We start from the raw sequence: 19,713 nt of genomic DNA, 5'->3' as shown, positions 1-19,713 counted from the left end.
GAGACGAGAGTATGAACGAATCACGAAAACGCGAACCCGAGATCCAGTACGAGGACATCGAACGAGCGCGAGAACGCCTGACCGACGAGACGGTCGTCAAGCGCACGCCGATCGAGCGATCCACGTCCCTCGAGGAGCTGGTCGATGCGGAGGTCTACCTGAAGATGGAACACCTCCAGTGGACCGGCTCGTTCAAGACCCGCGGGGCGTACAACCGGATCAGTCAGGCCGTCGCCGACGGTGCCGACGAGTTCGTCGCCGCGAGCGCCGGCAACCACGCCCAGGGCGTTGCGCTAGCCGCGACCAGGTGTGAGGCGGACTCGACGATCGTCATGCCGAGACACGCCCCCCAGGCGAAGATCGACGCGACTCGAAGCTACGGCGCGACGGTCGAACTCGTCGGCCAGGACTTCCAGGAGGCGATGGCCTACGCAAAGGAGTACGCGGCCGACAACGACGTCGAGTTCGTCCACGCCTACGACGACCCGGCGATCGTCGCCGGCCAGGGCACCCTGGGAATCGAGATGTACGAGGACCTCCCCGAGGTCGACACCGTCATCGTCCCGATCGGCGGGGGCGGCCTGATAAGCGGGATCTCCACGGCGCTCGACCACCTCTCTCCCGAGACGCGGGTCGTCGGCGTCCAGGCGACGGGCGCCCAGACCGTCCACGAGAGCCTCGACAAGGGCGTCCCGGTGACGCTCGACGACGTCGACACGATCGCCGACGGGATCGCCACCGGGGGGATCTCCGAGCTGACGCTGGGGCTCATCGAGGAACACGTCGACGAGGTCGTCACCGTCACCGACTCACAGATCGCACGGGCGATCTTGCTCCTGCTCGAGCGGGCGAAGCAGGTCGTCGAGGGGGCGGCCGCGGCATCGGTCGCGGCGCTGCTGGGCGACGACCTTGACGTCGCGGGCGAGACCGTCATGCCGCTGCTGTGTGGCGGCAACCTCGATATGACGATGCTGCAGACGGTGTTGATCCACGCGCTCACCGGTCGGGGCCAGATCCTGCGCCTGCGCGTGAAGATCGACGACATGCCGGGGAAGATGAACGAGCTCTCCGGGATCATCGCCCACCACGGGGCGAACATCCAGACCGTCCGCCACGACCGCGCGGTCGAATCGCTGAACGTCGGCGAAGCGTACCTCGTCTTCCAGATCGAGACGAGCGGGATCGAACACGCCGCCGCGATCATCGACAGCATCGAGGCCGAGGGGTACGACGTCGAGGACGTCAACCGCGAGTAGGGGGGAGCGCCTCCCACCGAACACGGTTTACGGACACCACGGGCGACGATAGCGGACGCCCGTCGAATCGATTCGGATGAGAGATAGTGACTAGCATGAAATATCAGCGTACCGAGCGAACGAGACGACGCATCGAACGGCGAACCGAGCGACCGGTCCGGGACTCAGATCGACCCGGGAACAGAAGGGTGAGAGCGCGTGGCCGGCTCTAAGTCGACCGGACCGCTGGAGCGGTTCGCCGAGGAGCTAGATGTCGCCGTCTTCACGGTCGGTTTCGTCATCGCGGCCGTAGCGGTGCTGGCGTTCGTGATTCGGCCCGGAGCCGCGTCGAGCGTGATGGCCGACGCGAACGACGTTCTGTGGACCGCCGCCGGCTGGTGGTACCTGGTCGCGATGTTCGTCCTCGTCGCGTTCGTCGGCTTCCTCATCTTCGGTCCGTGGGGGAACATCAAACTCGGCGCCGACGACGAGCAGCCGGAGTTTGCCTTCCCCGCATACTTCGCGATGCTGTACTCGGCGGGGATCGCCGCCGGAATCGTCTTCTGGGGCCCCGCCGAGGCCATCTTCCACTACGACGCCGTCTCGCCGTTCGTCGACGCCGAGGCCCAGTCCTCCGGTGCTGCGGTCAGTGCGATTCAGTACACCTTCTTCCACTGGGGAGTCTCCGCGTGGACCGCGTACGTCGTGATGGCGCTGCCGATCGCGTACTTCGCCTACCGGTACGACGCGCCGCTTCGCATCTCGACGGTGATCGCGCCGTGGGTCGGCCTCGAGAACCTCGACGGCCCGCTGGCGAAGTCGATCGACGTCCTCGCGGTGTTCGCCACGATCGGGGGCGTCGCGACGACGCTCGGGCTGGTTGGAAGCCAGTTCCTCGTCGGTATCGAGTGGACTACCGGCGCCAGCGTCGGTGACGCCGGTACCGTGGTGGTGATCACCGGTCTCACGGTCGCGTTCACGATCTCCGTCGCGCTCGGGGTTCGCAAGGGGATCCGACGGCTCTCCTACTTCAATATGGGGCTGTTCGCGCTCTTGACCCTCGCGACGTTCCTGCTCGGACCCACGACCCAGATCATGTCGATGGGAACCCAGGCGCTCGGGGCCTATATCAACGAGTTCATCACGATGAGCTTCTACACCGGCTCCGGCAACGGCGCCGGGGCCGGCGTCGACGAGTGGGTCGGCGGCTGGACCATCTTCTACTGGGCCTGGTGGTTCTCGTGGACGCCGTTCGTCGGCCTCTTCATCGCGCGGATCTCTCGAGGGCGGACGGTTCGACAGGTCGCCGTGACAGGCGTGATCGCCTCGACCGGCATCACGGTCCCCTGGTTCGCGACCATGGGCGGGGCGGCGATCTTCCTCCAGGACAGCGGCCGAGCCGACATCCTCGCGGTCGTCGGCGAACTCGGCGAGGCGGGTTCGGGCTACCCGCTGTTCGAGGCGCTCCCGCTGGGTGGCGTGCTGACCGTCCTCTTTCTGGTGCTCGTGACGACGTTCCTGATCACGTCGGCCGACTCCTCGACGCTCGCACTCGGCATGCTGACCACCGGCGGCGTCGAGGACCCCTCGACGATCAACCGCGTCATCTGGGGCTTTCTCATCGGGGCGCTGGCCTCCCTGCTGATGGTCACCGGCGGCGTCGACGCGCTCCAGCAGGCCGCGATCATCACCGGTGGCCCGTTCTCGATCATCGCCTTGCTCGCCATGATCTCGATGATGTCCGCGTTCGGGGCTCGCAAACCGTTGTTCCTCCGCGAGGAGGACGACGTCTCGATCGGCTCGACCGACCTCGAGGGAACCCGGACGGAACCCGAAACTGCGGATCCGTCCGACGACTGAACGGGCGTCGCTGTTCTCCTGGCTCGGTTTTCCCGGCTATAGTAGCCACTGGGACTCAGTGCGCACTCGATCGCACGACGGCTATGCGATCGAATGGGTCGTTACGACGGAAGAAATCGAACCGCTCGAGCGCTACTCGTAGATCGGGTACGCCGTACAGAGTTCGTCGACCCGCGAGGCCACGCGCTCGGTGACGGCCTCGTCGTCCGGTGCGTCGAGCACGTCGACGATGCAGTCGGCGACGGTCTCCATCTCCGCCTCCTCGAGGCCTCGCGTGGTGAGCGCCGGCGTGCCGACGCGGATCCCGCTGGTGACCATCGGCGATCTGGTCTCGCCGGGAACGGTGTTCTTGTTGACGATGATGCCGGCGTCGCTCAGCAGCGACTCGGCTTCCTTGCCCGTGAGGTCGGGATGGGACTCGCGGAGATCGACCAGCAGAAGGTGTTTGTCGGTGCCGCCGCTGACCAGCGAGAGCCCCCGCTCGACGAAGACGTCGGCGAGGCGTTTCGCGTTCGCGACGACCTGCTCGGCGTACTCGTCGAACGCGTCGGTTCGGGCCTCCGCGAAGCCGACGGCCTTGCCGGCGACGTTGTGCATCAGCGGGCCGCCCTGCGCGCCGGGGAAGACCGCCGAGTCGATGTCGTCGGCGTACTCCTCGTCACACATCACGATCCCGCCGCGACCCGCGCGGATCGTCTTGTGCGTGCTCCCGGTGACGAACTCCGCGTGCTCGACGGGCGAGGCGTGGACGCCGGCCGCGACGAGCCCGGTCACGTGGGCGATGTCCGCGAGGTGAAGGGCGTCGACGTCGTCGGCGATCTCGGCGATCCGCTCGTAGTCGAACTCGCGGGGGTACGCCGACGAACCGCTGACGATCAGTTCGGGGTCGGTCTCGCGGGCCTGTCGCTCGAGGTCGTCGTAGTCGATGTACCCCGTGTCGGGATCGACCTCGTACTGATCGACGTCGTAGAGCTGTCCGGAGAAGTTGACGCTGTGGCCGTGGCTCAGATGACCGCCGTGGGAGAGCGACAGCGAGAGGATGCCGTCGCCGGGCTCGAGGACGGCGAAGTAGACGCTCATGTTCGCCTGGGTCCCGCTATGGGGCTGGACGTTGACGTGGTCCGTACCGAAGAGCGCTTTCGCCGATTCGATCGCGTCCTCTTCGACGGTGTCGACGTGCTGGCAACCGCCGTAGTACCGGCCGCCGGGGTAGCCCTCGGCGTACTTGTTCGTTAACGCGCTGCCCTGGGCCTCGAGGACGGCTTCCGAGACGTGGTTCTCCGAGGCGATCATGCCGAGCGTCGACTCCTGTCGGTCGCGTTCGCGATCGATGGCCGTCGCTACGCTCGGCGAGATGCTGTCGAGTGGCTGGTCGAACGCCATACTACGAGTAGCGGGAACCCGGAGTAAGTATCTTGCGAGCGTGAGTGTTCAACCACGATACGTAAGATAGCTGACTGTGCGTGGAACGGATGGCGACGAAAGTGGACGCCTCTCCTCGAGTACAATCGACGAGCACGGGCCACAGAACGGGTGGCGAAATCGACGTCAGTCGTCGGCGACGGCCGTTCCCTCGCGGTCGTCGGCGACGAGCGACTCGCGCTCGTCGACCGGAGCCTCGGGGTTGGCCCGGTCCAGCTCCGCGGGTGCGCCGAGCTGGGTCGCGGTCCGATCCGGTTGCTCGAGTTCGGCTCGGCCGTCCTCGACGGCGAGTTCGTCCTCGAGGTGGAGCTCGATCGCCTCGAGCAGGGCCTCGGCCTCGAGGGGCTGGCCGCGCGCCTTGAGATCGGCCTCGGCGGCGTCGGCGGGAACGTTGAACGCGCGCTGAGTGATGATCGGTCCCTGGTCGAGGTCCGTGGTCACGTAGTGGGCGGTGACGCCCGCGATCCGAACGCCCTTTTCGAGGGCCTGGCGGTAGGCCGCAGCGCCGGGGAACGCCGGCAGGAGGCTCGGGTGGACGTTGATGATACGGTCCTCGTACCGGAAGACGACCTCCGGGGAGAGGATCTGGATGTATCGGGCCAGCGCGATGAGGTCGGTGTCGTACTCCGCGAGCAGCTCCAGGAGTTCGTCCTCGTCGGGCGAGCCGCTCTCGTCGCCGACGTCGTAGAACGGGACGTCGTACTCTGCCGCAAGGGGACGCAGATCGCCGTGGTTTCCGATGACGACCCCGATATCCGCGCCGAGTTCGCCCTCGTCCCAGGCCTCGAGCAGCGCCTCCAGACAGTGGCTCTCCTTCGTGACCAGGACGGCGATCGACTGGTCGTCGCAGCTCGAGGGGAACCGTACCCGGACGTCGACGTCGAACTCGTCGCCGAGCGTCTGCAGCTCGGTCCGCAGGGTCGACTGCGAGACGGCCATCCCGTCGGTGTCGACCCGGACGTTCATCCGGAAGGTGCCGTCGCGGACGGCCTGATCCAGCTCGAGCAACTCGACGTCGCGATCGTAGAGTGCGGTGGTCAGCTCCGCGAGTACTCCCGAATCGTCCTCACCGATAAGGGTGATCTCGGTGCTCTCGCGGGTCATCGCTGCCGCCTCCGTCGACCGTCGGCGCTCGCCGACCGCCGTCGTTGTCGTCGTTGCAGTGGCTCCTCGCCTCGAGGGGCTTGCCTGTGGTGTGACATCTACTACCGTAGTTCCGGTTCGCCGGTAATGAACGTTGGCTCTCCTGAAATCACTGAGAGGGGATGTGGTTCGGAACGCTCGTCGTGTTTGGAAACTTATAGCTCGTGAACGAACGGGGGTCGCCGACCGAGGGCGGTATCGGTCCGAGTACCGACCGCACCGCCTCCCTCGTTGTCGGAACGAACTAGAGACTAGATATAACTCTTGGAAGTTTGTTAATTTGTCCGAGCTCGAGAGACCTGAATAGCTGCCCGAATTGATAGATACTACAATCGTAGTTATGTTTATAACAATCAGGCTGCGACCGACGGGACGACCGGTTCCGAGCGAGCCGCGGTTGCAGTCGAGGGTCGTGGACTCGAGACCGAACCGACCAGCCAGTACGCATATAGTCGCCGTCGTCGAACGCCTTCCATGGACACGGACCGGTTGCTCGAGCTCGTCCCGCACTACCTCGCGATGCTACTGCTGGTGTTTCTCGTGCTCGGAGTCGTGCGAACCCTCGCCGGCGACGTCGGCTTCTGGATCGAACTCGCGATCATCTTCGTTCTCGTCTTTCTGTACCGTCCCGTCGTTCAGGTCCTCGGTATCGCTCCCAGCGCGTGGGAGGAGTGAGGCATCGACGGCTGTCAACCGGTGACGCCCGACCGCAACCGCGGCCCGCCCGTCGAGACGGTCCCAACGCGAAGCGAGACCGAGGTCGCGGCGATCACCTTCTGGGCGCATCGGTCGAATCGCTCCGATCGCGGGGCGTCTACTGACCGACGTCCCCCGTGTCTACTCGCCTTCGGACTCGGTACGCCCGGCGCGTCTCCGGTGAACGCGGGCGACGACGACTCGTATCGCGAGACCCACGACGCACCCGACGATAGCGGCGACGAGGCTGATCGTCGCGAACGCCAGCGTGATGCTCCAGAGCGGGGCATCTCCGCCGCCGACTCCCGGAACCCCGAGCACGCTCCCGAGGATCGCGGTCGACGCGAAGACGCCAGCCGGAATCAGGCCGACCACCAGACACGTCGCGGCACCGCACCTGAGAAACGAGCCGACGGCAGCGACCACTCCAGGGGCGTAGAAGAGAACGAACGGGAGCCCGATATCGTGGAGAAACCGCCTCCCGGGATGTCCCGCGTCGAGACCGTTCGAAACGGCCGTCATGATCAGCACACCTGCAACCAGCACCGCGAAGCCGAGGATTACCTCGAGCCGGGGTGCTCCGGGATCGCCCCACAGGAGTCGGCGTCACAACTTCGGAGTTTGACCGGTTGACAAACGAAAAGCGGTCCGCTGACCAATTCTGTTTATCTGAGAAATCAGGTCAGAGAAGATACGGATTTAAAATTATTTACTAATATAAAATACGGTTAGTTATTGATAAAAATAAGAAGCGCTAACGAGCGATGCAACTACTCAAAAGGCGAATACGATAACAACAGTCAGTTACCCGTATTCTGTCTGCGGCTCAACGAAAACCGCCAACAACTCCACGAATTCTCCTGCTGTTATTGGTGGAGATTCACCAAGATCCACATCCACCAAGTCCCGAAGAACAAGATTCGTCAACCGCCACAGATTGTACATCAGGGTAGCCGCAATAAAATAGAACATCCGCATGCGGTAGTCCTTCGAGCAGGTGACCGGCAGGAAATCCGCTTTGATCGACTTGTACTCGTTCTCAATCATCCATCGGTCCCGGTACTGAGCCACCAAACCTTGTGCCCGATCCGGAGTTACATCTGCATTTGTTGTGAACAGTGCAGAACCCTCACCCGATTTTGACGGGACATACATGAAATTTACTTCATGTGTTCTATCATCAACTGAAAGCGAAACATCTTGCTCGACTGCCACATCTGCGTGAGGATGTTGCTCGACCTTTTCAGCGTTCTCAAAATCCTTCGAGGCACTGAACCGCTTCGGAATCAAGTAGGTCATCCCCTTTCGGTCAACAATATCTCGAACACGATGGGTGTCAAACTCCCGGTCAGCCATCACCTTGTTGATCTCAACATACTGATGCGCCTTATTCAGAAGCCGCTCTACTACATCCGCTACTGGTGTTGATCCAACCCCATCATTTTCCCATGCAGAGCGACGTTTAACTGGTTCAACAGCAAGAATAATCGGGGTGTTTACTCCTACGACAGTTAACGTCGCAAACTCATATCCACGAACACCCCTATCTTTCAACCCTGCAACCATTTCTGGATAGTCTTCTTTTGGAAGATTCCGGTCTCTGTCCTTCCATGGGGAGGGATAGAACTGCCATGGTGTAATGTCAATGGCGACGTTAACTGGTTCCCGAATATCGTTTTTGAGTGTGGATTCTTCTAAGAGATGTTCAATAGCGTCATTGAACGGATCAAGTAACTGTTTCCGAGTCCGTTTCCAATTCACCGTGTCTGATCCATCACTCCATTCTTTGAGACTGGTTTGGGGATTAGGAGCACCAATTTTCTTTATTGTTCTTTCGTGTGTGTCCCCGTGTGGTGTCTCGCTTCGTTTGCTCATTCGAGCAAAGCGCCGACCGCCTTGTGCAGTCCCACATCTAACCATCGACAAGTAGGCCTGCATCTCCCAGAAAATGTTATCGTCGTATTTTGCGTTCTCAGCACGTCCTGTGCTGAACGGTTTGAATACGTGTTTCCGGGCGAGTTGCGTGGCCCGTCGAATTTCTTTCTCAGTTAGCCCACCGTCCTGAATTTCGTCCGGTGAAATTGGTGGAGAGTCGTTTGGAACATGAATCAGATCGTGTTCTTCCGCGATTTCTTGGATTTGAGATGCAGCATCACGCAGGAATAGCCAATCAGTGAAGGAAAACCGATTTTGGCGCGTATGTGACAATGTTGCTTGTCTTGGAGAACGGTCCAGCCCGAATTTCATCAGTATGTGTGGCCATTGCTCCAAGTGTCGTGCAGTTTCTCGTTGGCTGAGGCCGCGAACTTCTTTGTAAAGGAATATACGTACCATTCCCTCAAAATCGTAGAAAGCAGACCCATCGTGCTGGTCTGTGAACATTTCGTCTGAAAATTCGAGATCAGCAATTACTTTTGATATATGGTCGCGGACTTGGCAGCGCTCTTCTGCCTGCTCAGCTAGATCGTCAAGGAGAGAATCGTGGTTTGATGGTTTCATGGTAGATGTCATCTGGTTTTAAACTAAGATTTAAGTGCGAAGTTTCCGATTTCCGGTAATCGGCGTAGTTGATGGGTGTATTTAATCAAAAAGGTGAGAGCGTGCGCTAAATTAGAGTGTACTGTAGAATTTAATATGTTGCAATATGAATTAGAGATTAATGTCAGGAGATGTTAGAGGGTTTCTGTGGAAAAAAGGGTCAATACGAATGGTGTGTGAGATGGGATATAATGGGTCTCGTTTCAACGAATTAGATGATGCACTCGACATTAGTCAAGGAACATTAACTAAAAGGTTGAAACGGGCAGAATATTTGTCACTAGTTGACACTGAAGTAGTTGATGGAGAGAAGGGAAAATCACATGCGTATATTTTGACGAACAGGGGCAGGTATTTATTGATGAATATGGAGCATATTGGCTTAGTTCACTATCATTACGAATTAAGAGATGCGCGTAAAGGATTCGATGATGCGCGTGATAATGTGTTAGACACTATTGTAGATGGTTATGAAGAAATGGACAAAAAATATGCGGATGATGAATTTATTCCGATTGCACCTACGCTGTACACCACTACGGACCCTGCAAAGGAAGAACAAGGAAGAGTAGACAAGGATGAATGACTGTCAGTAGTAGTTGGTAGTACAATTTCTTTATTTGGTCTGGGCCGTGAATCTGAATTGTCGATACGTTATGTATAGAGTGCGAAGGGAACAGCGTTCAGGCGTTTATGTATCGTTCCTGGATAATATCAAACGCCATCCTGAGAACAACGTAACCAGCTGCCACTACAACTAGGAATCCGAGATCGAGGTTGCTCTGCCAGTACTGGAATGCCGCGAGGACGAGCAGGACTATGAATGCACCCTTGATGTGATATTCAAGACGTTCCGTAGTCTGGTTCATAGGCGTCGTATTCTGTCAAAGAGTTTAATTCTTATGCTCTTTATTTCCCTGACCTATACTGATCGGGAGTTTCACACACAATTCTGAATAAAGAAACTGCACTACTAACTACTAACCAGTAAATCGGAAAAGCGGAAATTCACCACTTCCACTTATTTAGGATGCTGTTGAAGTATGCGTTATGATAACAGACGCGCGAGTCCTCCAAGCCGAATTCGTACCCAAAGACCTCGTTCACCGCGATAACGAACTCACTACACTCTCCGCCGCTCTCAAACCACTCACCAACGGCGAACCAGGAGAAACCACCCTCCTACACGGACCCCCAGGCGTCGGAAAAACCTGCACTACACAGTACATCCTCAAACAACTCCACGAAAACGTAATCGATCTCAACACACAATACGTCAACTGCTGGAAAGACCATACGCAGTTCCAGACCCTCTACCGCATCCTTGAAGGCATTGACCAAACACTCGACATCCACCGTCAATCCACACCCACCGACAAACTCCGTGACCGACTACACAACTACGACGGCCCACCCTACGTAGTCGTTCTTGATGAAGCAGATCAACTCGAAACCACCGACGTACTTTACAACATATACCGCACACCAAACGTCGAAATGGTTCTCATAGCGAATCAAGAGGAGGATCTGTTCTCCCGGCTAGATAATCGTCTCAAAAGCCGTCTGCAGACGATAACACGCATCCATTACAAACCGTATCGGAGTGGGGAGATCGTATCCATACTCGAAGACAGGGTACACTGGGGGTTGGAGCCAGATGCTGTTATTCCTGATCAGTTAGAGCGCATTGCTGTCGCGTCTAAAGGCGATGCTCGTGTTGCAATAGGAGTGCTTCGAAAAGCTGCACGACTGGCTTCACAAAACAATGAGAACGGTATTTCAGACGAGTATATTGATGATGCAGTACCGGAAGCGAAAACGGAAATCAAGCAGAAAAACGTAGAGAAACTTACAGAGGATCAACGGATACTCTATGATGTTCTAACTGAGGAAGGAGAGACTTCGGCTGGCCGTCTGTATGAGGTCTACCAAAATCGGATTGATGAGCCGAAGACAAAGCGAATGATGCGGTACTATCTACAGAAGATGCAGCACTACAACCTTGTTGTCGCTAACGGCGAAAACCGGGGGCGTACATACAATACTCATTCTTCATAGCCCGTACCTAGCAGTAGTTGGTAGTACGGCTTCTTTATTCAATCTGAGCCGTGAATCTGAATTGGTCGATTCGTTACGTAGGTATGCGTACTGAACGGCAGAAACCTATTAGTGATCCAGTTGTTATGATTACATATACACTATGGGAATTGCAGAAATCGTTTTAGATTCAGACTTAGATGATAATAAAGCGAGGAGCTACAGAAACGGGTTCACAGCGGCTCTGGTTGCTGGCTTTATTGTTCTCTCGTATCAGTACTGGGCTCTTGGTGAGTTGGCAATTGAGACAATGGGAATCTTCTTTTCTGCCGCGCTTGTGTTCATTATTTCACAATTCATCTACACCCGTCGTCAATGAGTCCCCTGTGCGTAACGTGGGCTTCAGGCAAAGTTCTGAATAAAGAAACCGTACTACCAACTACTGATAGAATCATCTCACGGACTTCCGGAAGTTCAGCCCCGTTCGTTTTGTTATCTCTTCCTGATGCTACAGGTGCGATGATCCAAGAAATAGATCGAACACACGTCGCATGGGACATCGAAACAACAGGATTCGGGTGGTCTGATCAAATCACGGTCTCCGGTTTCTGGCTTCCAACAGGACGAGCAGAACTCGTAATCAATACTGATGGAAGTACACTATCGTCTCAGAAAAGCGAACAACGGCTTGAAAGTGTGAGTGGTGGTGTTCCGGTCTCAGTGACCGTAGTAGAAAATGAATGGCACCTACTGAAGGCAGTACAAGAAATCATTTTTGAGAAGTTCGACAGAAACTACAACCGACTTATTGCCTATAACGCCGACTCATGGTCTGGTGGCTTCGATCTTCCGTTCCTACGCACCCGATGCATCAAGAACGATCTCAACTGGGTGTTCGACAACATCCAATTCGCAGACATTTTTGAACCAGTCAAGAAGCGACTCAACACGCAGCACACCGCCTACGGTAACGGATCAGATATAAACACGCTTGTCGGATCACATGACATCTTGTTTAATGAAGTTGATCAGGTTCCGATAGAGACCACTTCCGAAAGTGTGGATCACATCTGGTATCAGGGCGAGCCGTATGATCCGTTCGAAGACTCTGGGAGTGCTGTCGAACGCTATAAACGCGAAGAATTTCTTCCGATACTTCAGCATAATTTAGCAGACGTACATCGTACATGGGAACTTGGTGAACTGATTCGTGAATATGTTTCTTCAAAAGATCTCACATACAAGAAGCTGTGATGAGGTGCTGGTCAGTGTCGATAGCATAGAGTTCTGTAGTAGGTTTCAATAGTCAGTAGAGGGAGATCCGTTATGTGTGGGAACTCAGACATTAATTCTGGGATGAAACCGAATTATCGACTGAGGGATAATTATGGCAACGAGGACCGTTATTCCGAGAACCCACCAAGAAGAAAGCGATGTAAGATACACTAATATCAGGACTGTTAGTATAGATATTGGCCCAAATACCTTGAGGACATTTTTACGCGTAACTTCCATATGTACTATTACCAACAATAACTTATAAACATTGCTGGTCTGTTGCTGTCTGTTCCATACACATCTGTAGATAGCGAATCTGTCTTACCGTTCTTGCAAACCTTCCATAAACAGGTAATAGATCCAATAAACTGCGATTCCAGCAACTACGATTCCAACAACACCAAACAACAGATGCCCTCCGGTAACCGCTTCCATTACCCCAGCAAGCCCTACAATTCCGGCTATTGCAAGTAGCGCACCAAGTATTGAACGATGAATTGAAGCAATGAATTTCCCACCGTCAGATTTGTTCTGACTCATATGTAATGGTTATAACTCTATCAGTAATAAGTTTCCTGCACTTTCATTCACTCACCTACATCACATTCTAACTGTCTTAGATCTAAAACTGGAACTAACCGGTCACATTTCATACCAATCATGCATGTCCGAATATAGAAACGTCACTAATTTGGTGGTTTGTCAAAACCCATCCTCCGAAGTTCTGCGGCGTTCTGCCACCATTTCTGTATCGCCATATACAGTTTACTATCCGGTTTCCTCGAGGCTTAGTCTATCGATCCCGTTTCGAGAATCCGATCGAGGAGCTCGTCCTCCGACAGTTCGCCCGCGTCGTAGGCCTCGAGCCACTCCGATTCGATGTGGAAGTCGGCGAGTTCGTTACCCCCGTACACGACGTCCCACTCGACGGTCGAGACGGCCCCGGTGAACTCGTCGACGTCGTCGATGGCCCCGACGAACGCCCGACCGGCGTCCTCCATGTCGTCCTCGAGTGCCTCCTGGTCGAGGGTGTGTGCCTCCATCCGAACGGTAACCGTCTCATCATCGCGAGTCACCGCTCCGATCGAGACGTCGTCGCTGTCGACAGCAAATGCGTCGTCCTCGAACCCGGGGATTCGGTCCTCGACTGGGTCATCGTCCTCGTCGTCCTCGTCGTCCTCCCCGGAAAGTTCGTCGGTCGGGGTGTCGTCGGCGTCGGCGTCGTCGTCCCTATCGTCCTCGAGCGAGTCGTCCAGTTCGTCGGCGTCGTCCGGTTCGTCCGTATCTTCTCCGTCCGCGCTTCCGCACCCGGCTATCGTCGCCGTGAGTGCGGCGCCGGCTCCGAGAAGCATCGTCCGTCGGTTCATACGCGACACCTTCGTCCGACGACGTGGTTAGTAATAGTCACATAACCGAGAAACAGGACGTTGTGGACGCCGAAACTGTTCGTGATCCCCGGCTCAGATCACGAGTTCTGGAGCGAGTTTCGTGGAGAGAGCGACAGCCGTCGGTTAGTTTCCCCTCTCACTGTCGACGATCGGATCCCGAAAACCTCGGATTGCTCGCCGCCCGATCGACCGGGTGATGAGCGCCCACTCTCGCTCGTTAGATGTGTCATAAACCGTCTGATAAGTAACAACGAGTTACTATTGAGCGATTATCCTGAAATAGTCGTATACTTATCTTACACCGTCTCACAAGCTTTAATACGGCGTCTGAGGGAGAGAATATGTTGAATGTTACTACGCTGGGGGTATCGCGGCGCCGCAGCCACAGGGACGCTGCTGCTCGCGCTCGCGACGGGATTCGTCGCGGATATCCTCACCGGCGCGCCAACCACCTTCGGTGAGGGCCTCCTCGTCGCGGCGCTCGTCGGTGGGATCGTCAGCGTCGCGTTGACCCCGCTGTACGTCTCCCGACCGCGCTCGGTAGCGACGGTGCTTTCGGAGACCTGGCGACAGATCGGTATCGCGTGTCTCGTTCTTATCCTCCTCGCCGTCGCGGGGGTCCCCGCTGCTCCCGCGGTTTCGACGACCCTCGCCTCGGGTGCCGTCCTCGCACTTACGCTTCCCGCCTGGTACGGACTCTGTCGTCGCCGTGACCGTCCCGAGCGCGTCCTGGTCGTCGGCGACGAGCCCACGCTGATCAAATCCTCGATCCTCTCGCTTCCCGTTTCGCCCCTCGGCTTCCTGTCACCGGTACTGACCGAGCAGTCGATAGAGATGTCCTATCCCGGTGACTCGGGACTGGATCGACGTTCCGACGACGAACAGGTTCTCAGAACCGACGGTGGCCTCCCAGCCAGCGATCGGGTCAACCGAGTCGAGCTGATCGCCGGAATCGACCGTCTCGGCGGACTCTCGCGGCTCGAGCGAGTCGTCCGCGAGCGCGACGTCGACACCGTCGTGCTCGCGTTCGCCCACGACGACCGCCAGGAGTGTTTCGGTGTCCTGCGAACGTGTCGTGAACGGGGCGTCGACGCGCTCGTCCACGACTCGCTCGCCGACCGAGTTCTCGAGGACGAGCGCGTCGGCGACGCGTTGGTGCGCGTCGACCTCCAGCCGTGGCCGTGGTACGGCCGTCTGGCAAAGCGAGCGTTCGATCTGACGTTCGCGACGGTCGGCCTGCTCGTGTTGGCACCGCTGATCCTGCTCGTCGCGACCGCGATCAAGCTGGACTCCTCCGGCCCCGTCCTCTACAATCAAACCCGAACGTCGACACTGGGGGGGACGTTTACCCTCTCGAAGTTCCGGAGCATGGTCACCGACGCCGAAAGCGACGGTGTCCAACTGAGCGAGGAGGACGCCGGCGGCGTCGACCCTCGCGTCACGAGCGTCGGTCGGATCCTTCGACGGACCCACATCGACGAGATCCCGCAGCTGTTCTCGATCCTCAGCGGGGAGATGAGCGTCGTCGGCCCGCGGCCCGAACGACCCGAGATCGATCGCGAGATCGACGCCGAGGGTATCGACTGGTCGAAACGCTGGTTCGTCAAACCGGGACTTACCGGTATCGCTCAGGTCAACGACGTGACGGGGTTCGAACCCGCGAAAAAACTCGAGTACGACCTCGAGTACGTGCGCCAGCAGTCGCTGTGGCTGGATATCAAACTCGTCGCCTACCAGATCTGGTCGGTTGCGGCGGACGTCGTCGAGCTGTTGTCTGAACGCTTAACTAAGGGCGGTGACGAAGAGTCGAGTAGCAGCTGATGTCAGGTCAACTACCGGAGCCGCCGACGGGAGAGACGATTCTGGTGACGGGCGGGGCGGGATTTATCGGCAGCCACCTCGTCGACGCTCTCGACGACGAGAACGACGTTCGCGTGCTCGATAGCCTCTCGACCGGTCGTCGCGATCGCGTTCCCGACGGCGTGACGCTCGTCGAGGGCGATCTCCGGGACGGCGACGCCGTCGCGCGAGCGACGGACGGGATCGATCTCGTTTTCCACGAGGCGGCCCTCGTCAGCGTCGAGCGGTCGGTCGAAGACCCCGTAGAGAGTCACGCGGTCAACGTCGACGGGACCCTGAGAGTGCTCGAGCGAGCTCGCGCCGAGGACGCCCGGGTCGTACTCGCCTCGAGCGCGGCGATCTACGGCCACCCCGAGTACACGCCGGTCGACGAGGATCACCCGGCGGAACCGAGTTCGCCGTACGGACTGGAGAAGGCGACCGCCGACGAGTACGCGCGCCTCTACCACGAGCTGTACGACCTCGAGACCGTCAGCCTGCGATACTTCAACGTCTACGGCCCGAGACAGGTCGGCGGCGACTACAGCGCCGTTATCAGTATCTTTCTCGAGCAGGCCCGAGCCGGCGAACCGATCACGATCGACGGCGACGGCACCCAGACGCGGGACTTCGTCCACGTCTCGGACGTCGTACGGGCGAACCTGCTGGCGGCGACGACCGACGCCGTCGGCGAGTCGTTCAACGTCGGAACCGGCTCGTCGGTGACGATTCGGGAACTCGCCGAGACGATCCGCGAGGTCGTCGGCTCGGACTCCGAGATCGTTCACGGGGAGCCCCGGCCCGGCGACATCGAACACAGTCGAGCAGCGATCTCGAAGATCCGAACCGAACTCGGCTACGAGCCGACGGTGGACCTCGAGGAGGGCCTCTCCCGGCTTGCGGAAAACGACTGAGTGGGTTCAAAGATGGTGCTCGAACTACCCGACGCGGAACGACCGATGCGGAGCCTCCGAGTTGCACAGAAGACTTACGCCGAAGCAAACGGTGGCGGCGCCTATCACGCATATGTCGCTCGAACTATCTGACGCGGAGCAGCCGATGCGTATCCTTCGGGTCGCACAGAAGAGCTATCCCGAGGTAAACGGGGGCGGGGCCTACCACGTTCACGCGATGAGTCGGGACCAGGCCGCGATGGGCCACGACGTCACGGTCCTGACGGTGCGACGCGAGACCGAAACGCCCCACCTTGAGGAGCGCGACGGCTACACCGTCGTCCGGTACGATCCGACGGTCAGCCCGCTCGGCAACGATCTCTCGGCCGGCGCTTCGCAGTATCTGCACGACGCCCGCGGGTTCGACGTCGTCCACGCCCACTCGCACCTGTACTTCTCGACGAACCTGGCGGCGCTGAAGCGTCGGTTCGGGGAGACGCCACTCGCGATCACGAACCACGGACTGTACTCCCAGACCGCACCCGAGCGGATCTTCGAATGGTACCTGAAGACCGTCGGCCGGTGGACGTTCGACCAGGCCGACGTCGCGTTCTGTTACACTGACGTCTGCAAGCGACAACTCCGCGAATTCGACGTTCAGGCGCCGATCGAGGTCGTTCCCAACGGGATCGACACCGAACGGTTCCGGCCCGAGGGTCCCGAAAGCGACCTGCTCGAGTCGTCGGGGCCGATCGTGCTGTTCGTCGGCCGACTGGTCGAGGGGAAGCGACCGCAGGACGCCCTCGCGGCCGTCGAGCGCGTGCGCGAGGCCTACCCTGACGTGACGCTGTACTTCTGTGGCGAGGGACCGCTCCGCGACCGGCTCGAGGAGCGAGCCGGGGACCGACTGGGCGACGGCGTCGAGTTTCTGGGCCACCTCCCCTACGAGGAGATGCCCCGCGTCTACCGGTCGGCGGACGTGCTCGTCCTCCCGAGCCGGACGGAGGGCGTCCCCAGAACCGTCCTCGAGGCGATGGCCTCGGACGTTCGCGTCGTCTGCTCGGACCTCGAGCAGGTCGCTGCGGTTATCGGCAAGGCGGGGTCGGTCGCCCCCGTCGGCGACGTCAAGGCGTTCGCCGACGAGATCGAGACACAGCTCTCGCGCTCGAGCCCGCGAAGCGACGGGGGGCTCGGATCGACGTACGACTGGCGGTCGACCGTCGAGCAGACCACGAGCGTACTCCGGGAGATCAGCCGCCGGTGAGTTCCGCCGCGCCCTACTCGCTCACCGCTGACTCGGCTCACTCCTCGAGGATGTGAACGGCGAGTACCGCACACGAACAAACAACTAAGAGAGCTTACGATTTTCGAGTAGTAAGGCGTGCACGGAAACCGACTCGGGAGCGTTCGGGACGTCGCGGACGAACTCTGGAGCGGCGGCCGCGGCTGGATTCTGGTCGGCGTAGCCAGCGGCTGGTTTCTGTCCCTGGGCGTCCGGTTGATCTTTCCCGCACTCCTCCCGTCTATTCGGGAGACGTTCGAGGTCAACCTGGCACTTCTCGGGTTGCTCGTTACGGTGCTCTGGACGGCCTACGCGCTCGGACAGTTCCCCGGTGGGATCGTCGGTGATCTGTTAGGCGAGGGGAACGCACTGGTCATCAGTACCGTCTGTTCTGGGATCGCGATCGCCGCCGTTGCCGGCGCGACGACGCCGGCGATGTTGTTCGTGGCCACCGGAGTCTTCGGATTTTCGACCGCGCTGTTCGGCCCCGCGCGGTTCACGATTCTCTCGGCGATCTACGAGCGGCGGGACGGCACCGCCATCGGGCTGACGCTCTCGGCCGGCGAGGCCGGCAACGCCACCCTCCCCGTCATCGCCGCCGTCCTCGCTGGGGTGCTGTCCTGGCGGGTAGGCTTCGGTATTACTGTTCCCCTGTTCTTCCTGGTTGCGGTTCTGATCTTCCGGGCGGTCCCCGGTCGGGTCTCGACGGAAACGGACGGCTACTCGCTGTCGGTGGCGACGTTCCGGGATGTGATCGACGGGGTCGCGGATCGACTGATTCTGCTGATCACGAGCGTCCACCTCGTGCTCTTTTTCGTTTACCAGGGGTTCACCGGGTTCTACCCGATCTACCTCGTCGAGATGAAGGGGCTGTCCCCGACCGCCGCCGCGACGCTTTTCGGCTGGTTCTTCGTCGTCGGCATCGCCGTTCAACCGGCCGCCGGGGCCGGTGGTGATCGGTTCGGCTACCGACCCATGCTACTGATCGTCGCCAGCGTTTCGACGGTCGTGTTGCTCGCGCTTCCGTTCGCCGAGACGGTCGGCTCGCTCCTCTTGATCACTACGGTCGCCAGCGTGCTCCTCGGGGCGACGCCGCTCACCCAGACGTACCTCGTCAACGAACTGCCCGCGAGCGTCAGGGGGACCGGCCTCGGGCTGCTCCGAACGGGGTACATCGCGCTCGGGGCAACGGGGCCGCTGATCGTCGGGACGTTCGCGGAGTGGGGGTACTTCGACGGCGCCTTCCTCGGACTCGGGGTCATCGCCGGTGCCAGCCTGCTGCTGACCCTACTTCTGCCGACTGCCGGCCCCTGAACCCTCCCGGACCTAACGACCGCTAACCCCGTGTCGTTCGCCCTCGAGACGCTCGAAAACCGTCGCAACGGCGTCCTCGAGGTCGGCCCGCGACTCGTTGTCGACGTGAAGCAGGTCGACCGACGGTTCGTCGGCGACGGCGTCCACGAGCGAGCGTTCGACCCGCTCCTTCCGTTCGAGCGCCTCGCTGACGCCGTGCCCGTCGCCGGTCGGGCTGACCCGCGTGTCGCCGTCCGCGCGCCTGGAGAGCCGTTCGCGGACCGTTTCGGGCGCGACGTCGACGACGACGACCAGCGCCGTTCCTCCTCGAGAGAGCGCGTCGACGGCCAGCTCGCACAGCGAGGGCGTCCGATCCCGTTCGGCGCCGAGGCCGACCGACCAGGCGGCCTGTACCAGTCCCTGATCGAGCACCTGCAGCTCTCCCGGCGCCCGCAACTCGAGCACGCCGGTCACGTACTGCCAGTTGAACGTCGTCTTCACCAGCGCGCGGCCAGAGGGCTGGCCGCTGTCGGCGATCGCTCGAGCACCCACAAGCGCCCGTCGAGGCTGGCGAAGCGTTCCGACCGCGGCGTAGCCGCTCTTCGAGAGATACCGCCGAACGCTCGAGACCTCGTGGGCGAGTTCGTACGTCGGCTCCGCGACCGGTCGTCCCGTCGCCGCCAGCCGCTCGGTCAGTCGGCGGGCGATCGTCGACTTTCCCGCTCCCGGGACGCCGAAGAACTCCACCGTCGTCACGCCGTCTGCGGACCCCGTCACGGTCGGATCGTCCGACGTTCGGCTAAAAGCCG

Annotated in this window: 19 protein-coding genes; 11 read left to right on the top strand and 8 right to left on the bottom strand. The window is 59.5% G+C overall.

The genetic code is table 11. The features are described 5' to 3' along the window. The first annotated feature begins 11 nt into the window (after positions 1 to 11). Positions 12 to 1,256 carry a threonine ammonia-lyase gene (gene ilvA, locus QA609_RS07280; protein WP_278301934.1) on the top strand — a complete coding sequence of 415 codons (1,245 nt, stop codon included), beginning with the start codon at positions 12 to 14 and terminating at the stop codon, positions 1,254 to 1,256. Positions 1,257 to 1,454: 198 nt separating this feature from the next. Continuing rightward, positions 1,455 to 3,095: a BCCT family transporter gene (locus QA609_RS07275; protein ID WP_278301933.1), complete on the top strand. Its 1,641-nt coding sequence runs from the start codon at positions 1,455 to 1,457 to the stop codon at positions 3,093 to 3,095. A gap of 132 nt (positions 3,096 to 3,227) precedes the next feature. On the opposite strand, the gene glyA is transcribed toward QA609_RS07275, so the two are convergent. Beyond that, a complete protein-coding gene (gene glyA, locus QA609_RS07270) occupies positions 3,228 to 4,478 on the bottom strand; it encodes a serine hydroxymethyltransferase (RefSeq protein ID WP_278301932.1) in 1,251 nt (416 codons plus the stop codon). A gap of 165 nt (positions 4,479 to 4,643) precedes the next feature. Continuing rightward, the gene (locus tag QA609_RS07265; protein WP_278301931.1) at positions 4,644 to 5,621 is read right to left on the bottom strand and encodes a formyltetrahydrofolate deformylase; all 978 of its coding nucleotides are present in this window, start codon (positions 5,619 to 5,621) and stop codon (positions 4,644 to 4,646) included. A gap of 513 nt (positions 5,622 to 6,134) precedes the next feature. Between QA609_RS07265 and QA609_RS07260 the strand changes: the two genes are divergently transcribed. Next, a complete protein-coding gene (locus QA609_RS07260; protein WP_278301930.1) occupies positions 6,135 to 6,335 on the top strand; it encodes a hypothetical protein in 201 nt (66 codons plus the stop codon). 162 nt (positions 6,336 to 6,497) lie between these two features. Here the strand turns inward: QA609_RS07260 and QA609_RS07255 are convergent, their stop codons facing one another. Together QA609_RS07255 and QA609_RS07250 are read right to left on the bottom strand one after the other, a co-directional pair. Further along, complete coding sequence (locus tag QA609_RS07255) at positions 6,498 to 6,878, bottom strand: hypothetical protein (protein ID WP_278301929.1); 381 nt, start codon at positions 6,876 to 6,878, stop codon at positions 6,498 to 6,500. A 282-nt stretch (positions 6,879 to 7,160) separates the two neighbouring features. After that, positions 7,161 to 8,855, bottom strand: a complete 1,695-nt coding sequence (locus tag QA609_RS07250; RefSeq protein WP_278301928.1) for a transposase — start codon at positions 8,853 to 8,855, stop codon at positions 7,161 to 7,163. 160 nt (positions 8,856 to 9,015) lie between these two features. Between QA609_RS07250 and QA609_RS07245 the strand changes: the two genes are divergently transcribed. Further along, positions 9,016 to 9,480, top strand: a complete 465-nt coding sequence (locus QA609_RS07245; RefSeq protein WP_278301927.1) for a winged helix-turn-helix transcriptional regulator — start codon at positions 9,016 to 9,018, stop codon at positions 9,478 to 9,480. 97 nt (positions 9,481 to 9,577) lie between these two features. Here QA609_RS07245 and QA609_RS07240 read toward each other — a convergent pair whose 3' ends face one another. Then, positions 9,578 to 9,763: a hypothetical protein gene (locus tag QA609_RS07240; RefSeq protein WP_278301926.1), complete on the bottom strand. Its 186-nt coding sequence runs from the start codon at positions 9,761 to 9,763 to the stop codon at positions 9,578 to 9,580. Positions 9,764 to 9,944: 181 nt separating this feature from the next. Between QA609_RS07240 and QA609_RS07235 the strand changes: the two genes are divergently transcribed. From QA609_RS07235 to QA609_RS07225, 3 genes are all read left to right on the top strand, one after another. Further along, positions 9,945 to 10,952 (top strand): Cdc6/Cdc18 family protein, encoded by a 1,008-nt coding sequence (locus QA609_RS07235; RefSeq protein ID WP_278301925.1) that lies wholly within the window; start codon positions 9,945 to 9,947, stop codon positions 10,950 to 10,952. 142 nt (positions 10,953 to 11,094) lie between these two features. After that, positions 11,095 to 11,310, top strand: a complete 216-nt coding sequence (locus tag QA609_RS07230; RefSeq protein WP_278301924.1) for a hypothetical protein — start codon at positions 11,095 to 11,097, stop codon at positions 11,308 to 11,310. Further along, positions 11,307 to 12,185: a hypothetical protein gene (locus QA609_RS07225; RefSeq protein ID WP_278301923.1), complete on the top strand. Its 879-nt coding sequence runs from the start codon at positions 11,307 to 11,309 to the stop codon at positions 12,183 to 12,185. The genes QA609_RS07230 and QA609_RS07225 overlap by 4 nt, the downstream gene beginning before the upstream one ends. Positions 12,186 to 12,530: 345 nt before the next feature. Here the strand turns inward: QA609_RS07225 and QA609_RS07220 are convergent, their stop codons facing one another. Together QA609_RS07220 and QA609_RS07215 are read right to left on the bottom strand one after the other, a co-directional pair. Continuing rightward, the gene (locus QA609_RS07220) at positions 12,531 to 12,749 is read right to left on the bottom strand and encodes a hypothetical protein (protein ID WP_278301922.1); all 219 of its coding nucleotides are present in this window, start codon (positions 12,747 to 12,749) and stop codon (positions 12,531 to 12,533) included. Positions 12,750 to 12,997: 248 nt separating this feature from the next. Continuing rightward, positions 12,998 to 13,576 (bottom strand): hypothetical protein, encoded by a 579-nt coding sequence (locus tag QA609_RS07215; protein ID WP_278301921.1) that lies wholly within the window; start codon positions 13,574 to 13,576, stop codon positions 12,998 to 13,000. A gap of 369 nt (positions 13,577 to 13,945) precedes the next feature. Here QA609_RS07215 and QA609_RS07210 point away from each other — a divergent pair, with 369 nt between their 5' ends. From QA609_RS07210 to QA609_RS07195, 4 genes are all read left to right on the top strand, one after another. Beyond that, a complete protein-coding gene (locus QA609_RS07210; RefSeq protein WP_278301920.1) occupies positions 13,946 to 15,418 on the top strand; it encodes a sugar transferase in 1,473 nt (490 codons plus the stop codon). After that, entirely contained in the window at positions 15,418 to 16,350 is a 933-nt protein-coding gene (locus QA609_RS07205) for an SDR family oxidoreductase (protein WP_278301919.1), read from the top strand. The genes QA609_RS07210 and QA609_RS07205 overlap by 1 nt, the downstream gene beginning before the upstream one ends. A gap of 145 nt (positions 16,351 to 16,495) precedes the next feature. Further along, positions 16,496 to 17,593, top strand: a complete 1,098-nt coding sequence (locus QA609_RS07200; protein WP_278301918.1) for a glycosyltransferase family 4 protein — start codon at positions 16,496 to 16,498, stop codon at positions 17,591 to 17,593. 117 nt (positions 17,594 to 17,710) lie between these two features. Then, a complete protein-coding gene (locus tag QA609_RS07195; RefSeq protein WP_278301917.1) occupies positions 17,711 to 18,925 on the top strand; it encodes an MFS transporter in 1,215 nt (404 codons plus the stop codon). 12 nt (positions 18,926 to 18,937) lie between these two features. On the opposite strand, the gene QA609_RS07190 is transcribed toward QA609_RS07195, so the two are convergent. Next, the gene (locus tag QA609_RS07190; protein WP_278301916.1) at positions 18,938 to 19,681 is read right to left on the bottom strand and encodes an AAA family ATPase; all 744 of its coding nucleotides are present in this window, start codon (positions 19,679 to 19,681) and stop codon (positions 18,938 to 18,940) included. Positions 19,682 to 19,713 lie beyond the last annotated feature (32 nt).

Origin of the sequence: Natronococcus sp. A-GB7, from assembly GCF_029688865.1 — an archaeon.
Classification (GTDB): Archaea; Halobacteriota; Halobacteria; order Halobacteriales; family Natrialbaceae; genus Natronococcus.
This window is presented reverse-complemented; position numbering and strand designations above follow the sequence as displayed.

Excerpts from the sequence above, each read along its gene's own strand:
- QA609_RS07205 (WP_278301919.1), top strand. The coding sequence starts at position 15,418 with ATGTCAGGTCAACTACCGGAGCCGCCGACGGGAGAGACGATTCTGGTG.
- QA609_RS07255 (WP_278301929.1), bottom strand. The coding sequence starts at position 6,878 with ATGACGGCCGTTTCGAACGGTCTCGACGCGGGACATCCCGGGAGGCGG.
- ilvA (WP_278301934.1), top strand. The coding sequence starts at position 12 with ATGAACGAATCACGAAAACGCGAACCCGAGATCCAGTACGAGGACATC.
- QA609_RS07215 (WP_278301921.1), bottom strand. The coding sequence starts at position 13,576 with ATGAACCGACGGACGATGCTTCTCGGAGCCGGCGCCGCACTCACGGCG.
- glyA (WP_278301932.1), bottom strand. The coding sequence starts at position 4,478 with ATGGCGTTCGACCAGCCACTCGACAGCATCTCGCCGAGCGTAGCGACG.
- QA609_RS07265 (WP_278301931.1), bottom strand. The coding sequence starts at position 5,621 with ATGACCCGCGAGAGCACCGAGATCACCCTTATCGGTGAGGACGATTCG.
- QA609_RS07220 (WP_278301922.1), bottom strand. The coding sequence starts at position 12,749 with ATGAGTCAGAACAAATCTGACGGTGGGAAATTCATTGCTTCAATTCAT.
- QA609_RS07245 (WP_278301927.1), top strand. The coding sequence starts at position 9,016 with ATGTCAGGAGATGTTAGAGGGTTTCTGTGGAAAAAAGGGTCAATACGA.
- QA609_RS07240 (WP_278301926.1), bottom strand. The coding sequence starts at position 9,763 with ATGAACCAGACTACGGAACGTCTTGAATATCACATCAAGGGTGCATTC.
- QA609_RS07200 (WP_278301918.1), top strand. The coding sequence starts at position 16,496 with ATGCGTATCCTTCGGGTCGCACAGAAGAGCTATCCCGAGGTAAACGGG.
- QA609_RS07225 (WP_278301923.1), top strand. The coding sequence starts at position 11,307 with ATGAGTCCCCTGTGCGTAACGTGGGCTTCAGGCAAAGTTCTGAATAAA.
- QA609_RS07260 (WP_278301930.1), top strand. The coding sequence starts at position 6,135 with ATGGACACGGACCGGTTGCTCGAGCTCGTCCCGCACTACCTCGCGATG.
- QA609_RS07210 (WP_278301920.1), top strand. The coding sequence starts at position 13,946 with ATGTTACTACGCTGGGGGTATCGCGGCGCCGCAGCCACAGGGACGCTG.
- QA609_RS07250 (WP_278301928.1), bottom strand. The coding sequence starts at position 8,855 with ATGAAACCATCAAACCACGATTCTCTCCTTGACGATCTAGCTGAGCAG.
- QA609_RS07230 (WP_278301924.1), top strand. The coding sequence starts at position 11,095 with ATGGGAATTGCAGAAATCGTTTTAGATTCAGACTTAGATGATAATAAA.
- QA609_RS07235 (WP_278301925.1), top strand. The coding sequence starts at position 9,945 with ATGATAACAGACGCGCGAGTCCTCCAAGCCGAATTCGTACCCAAAGAC.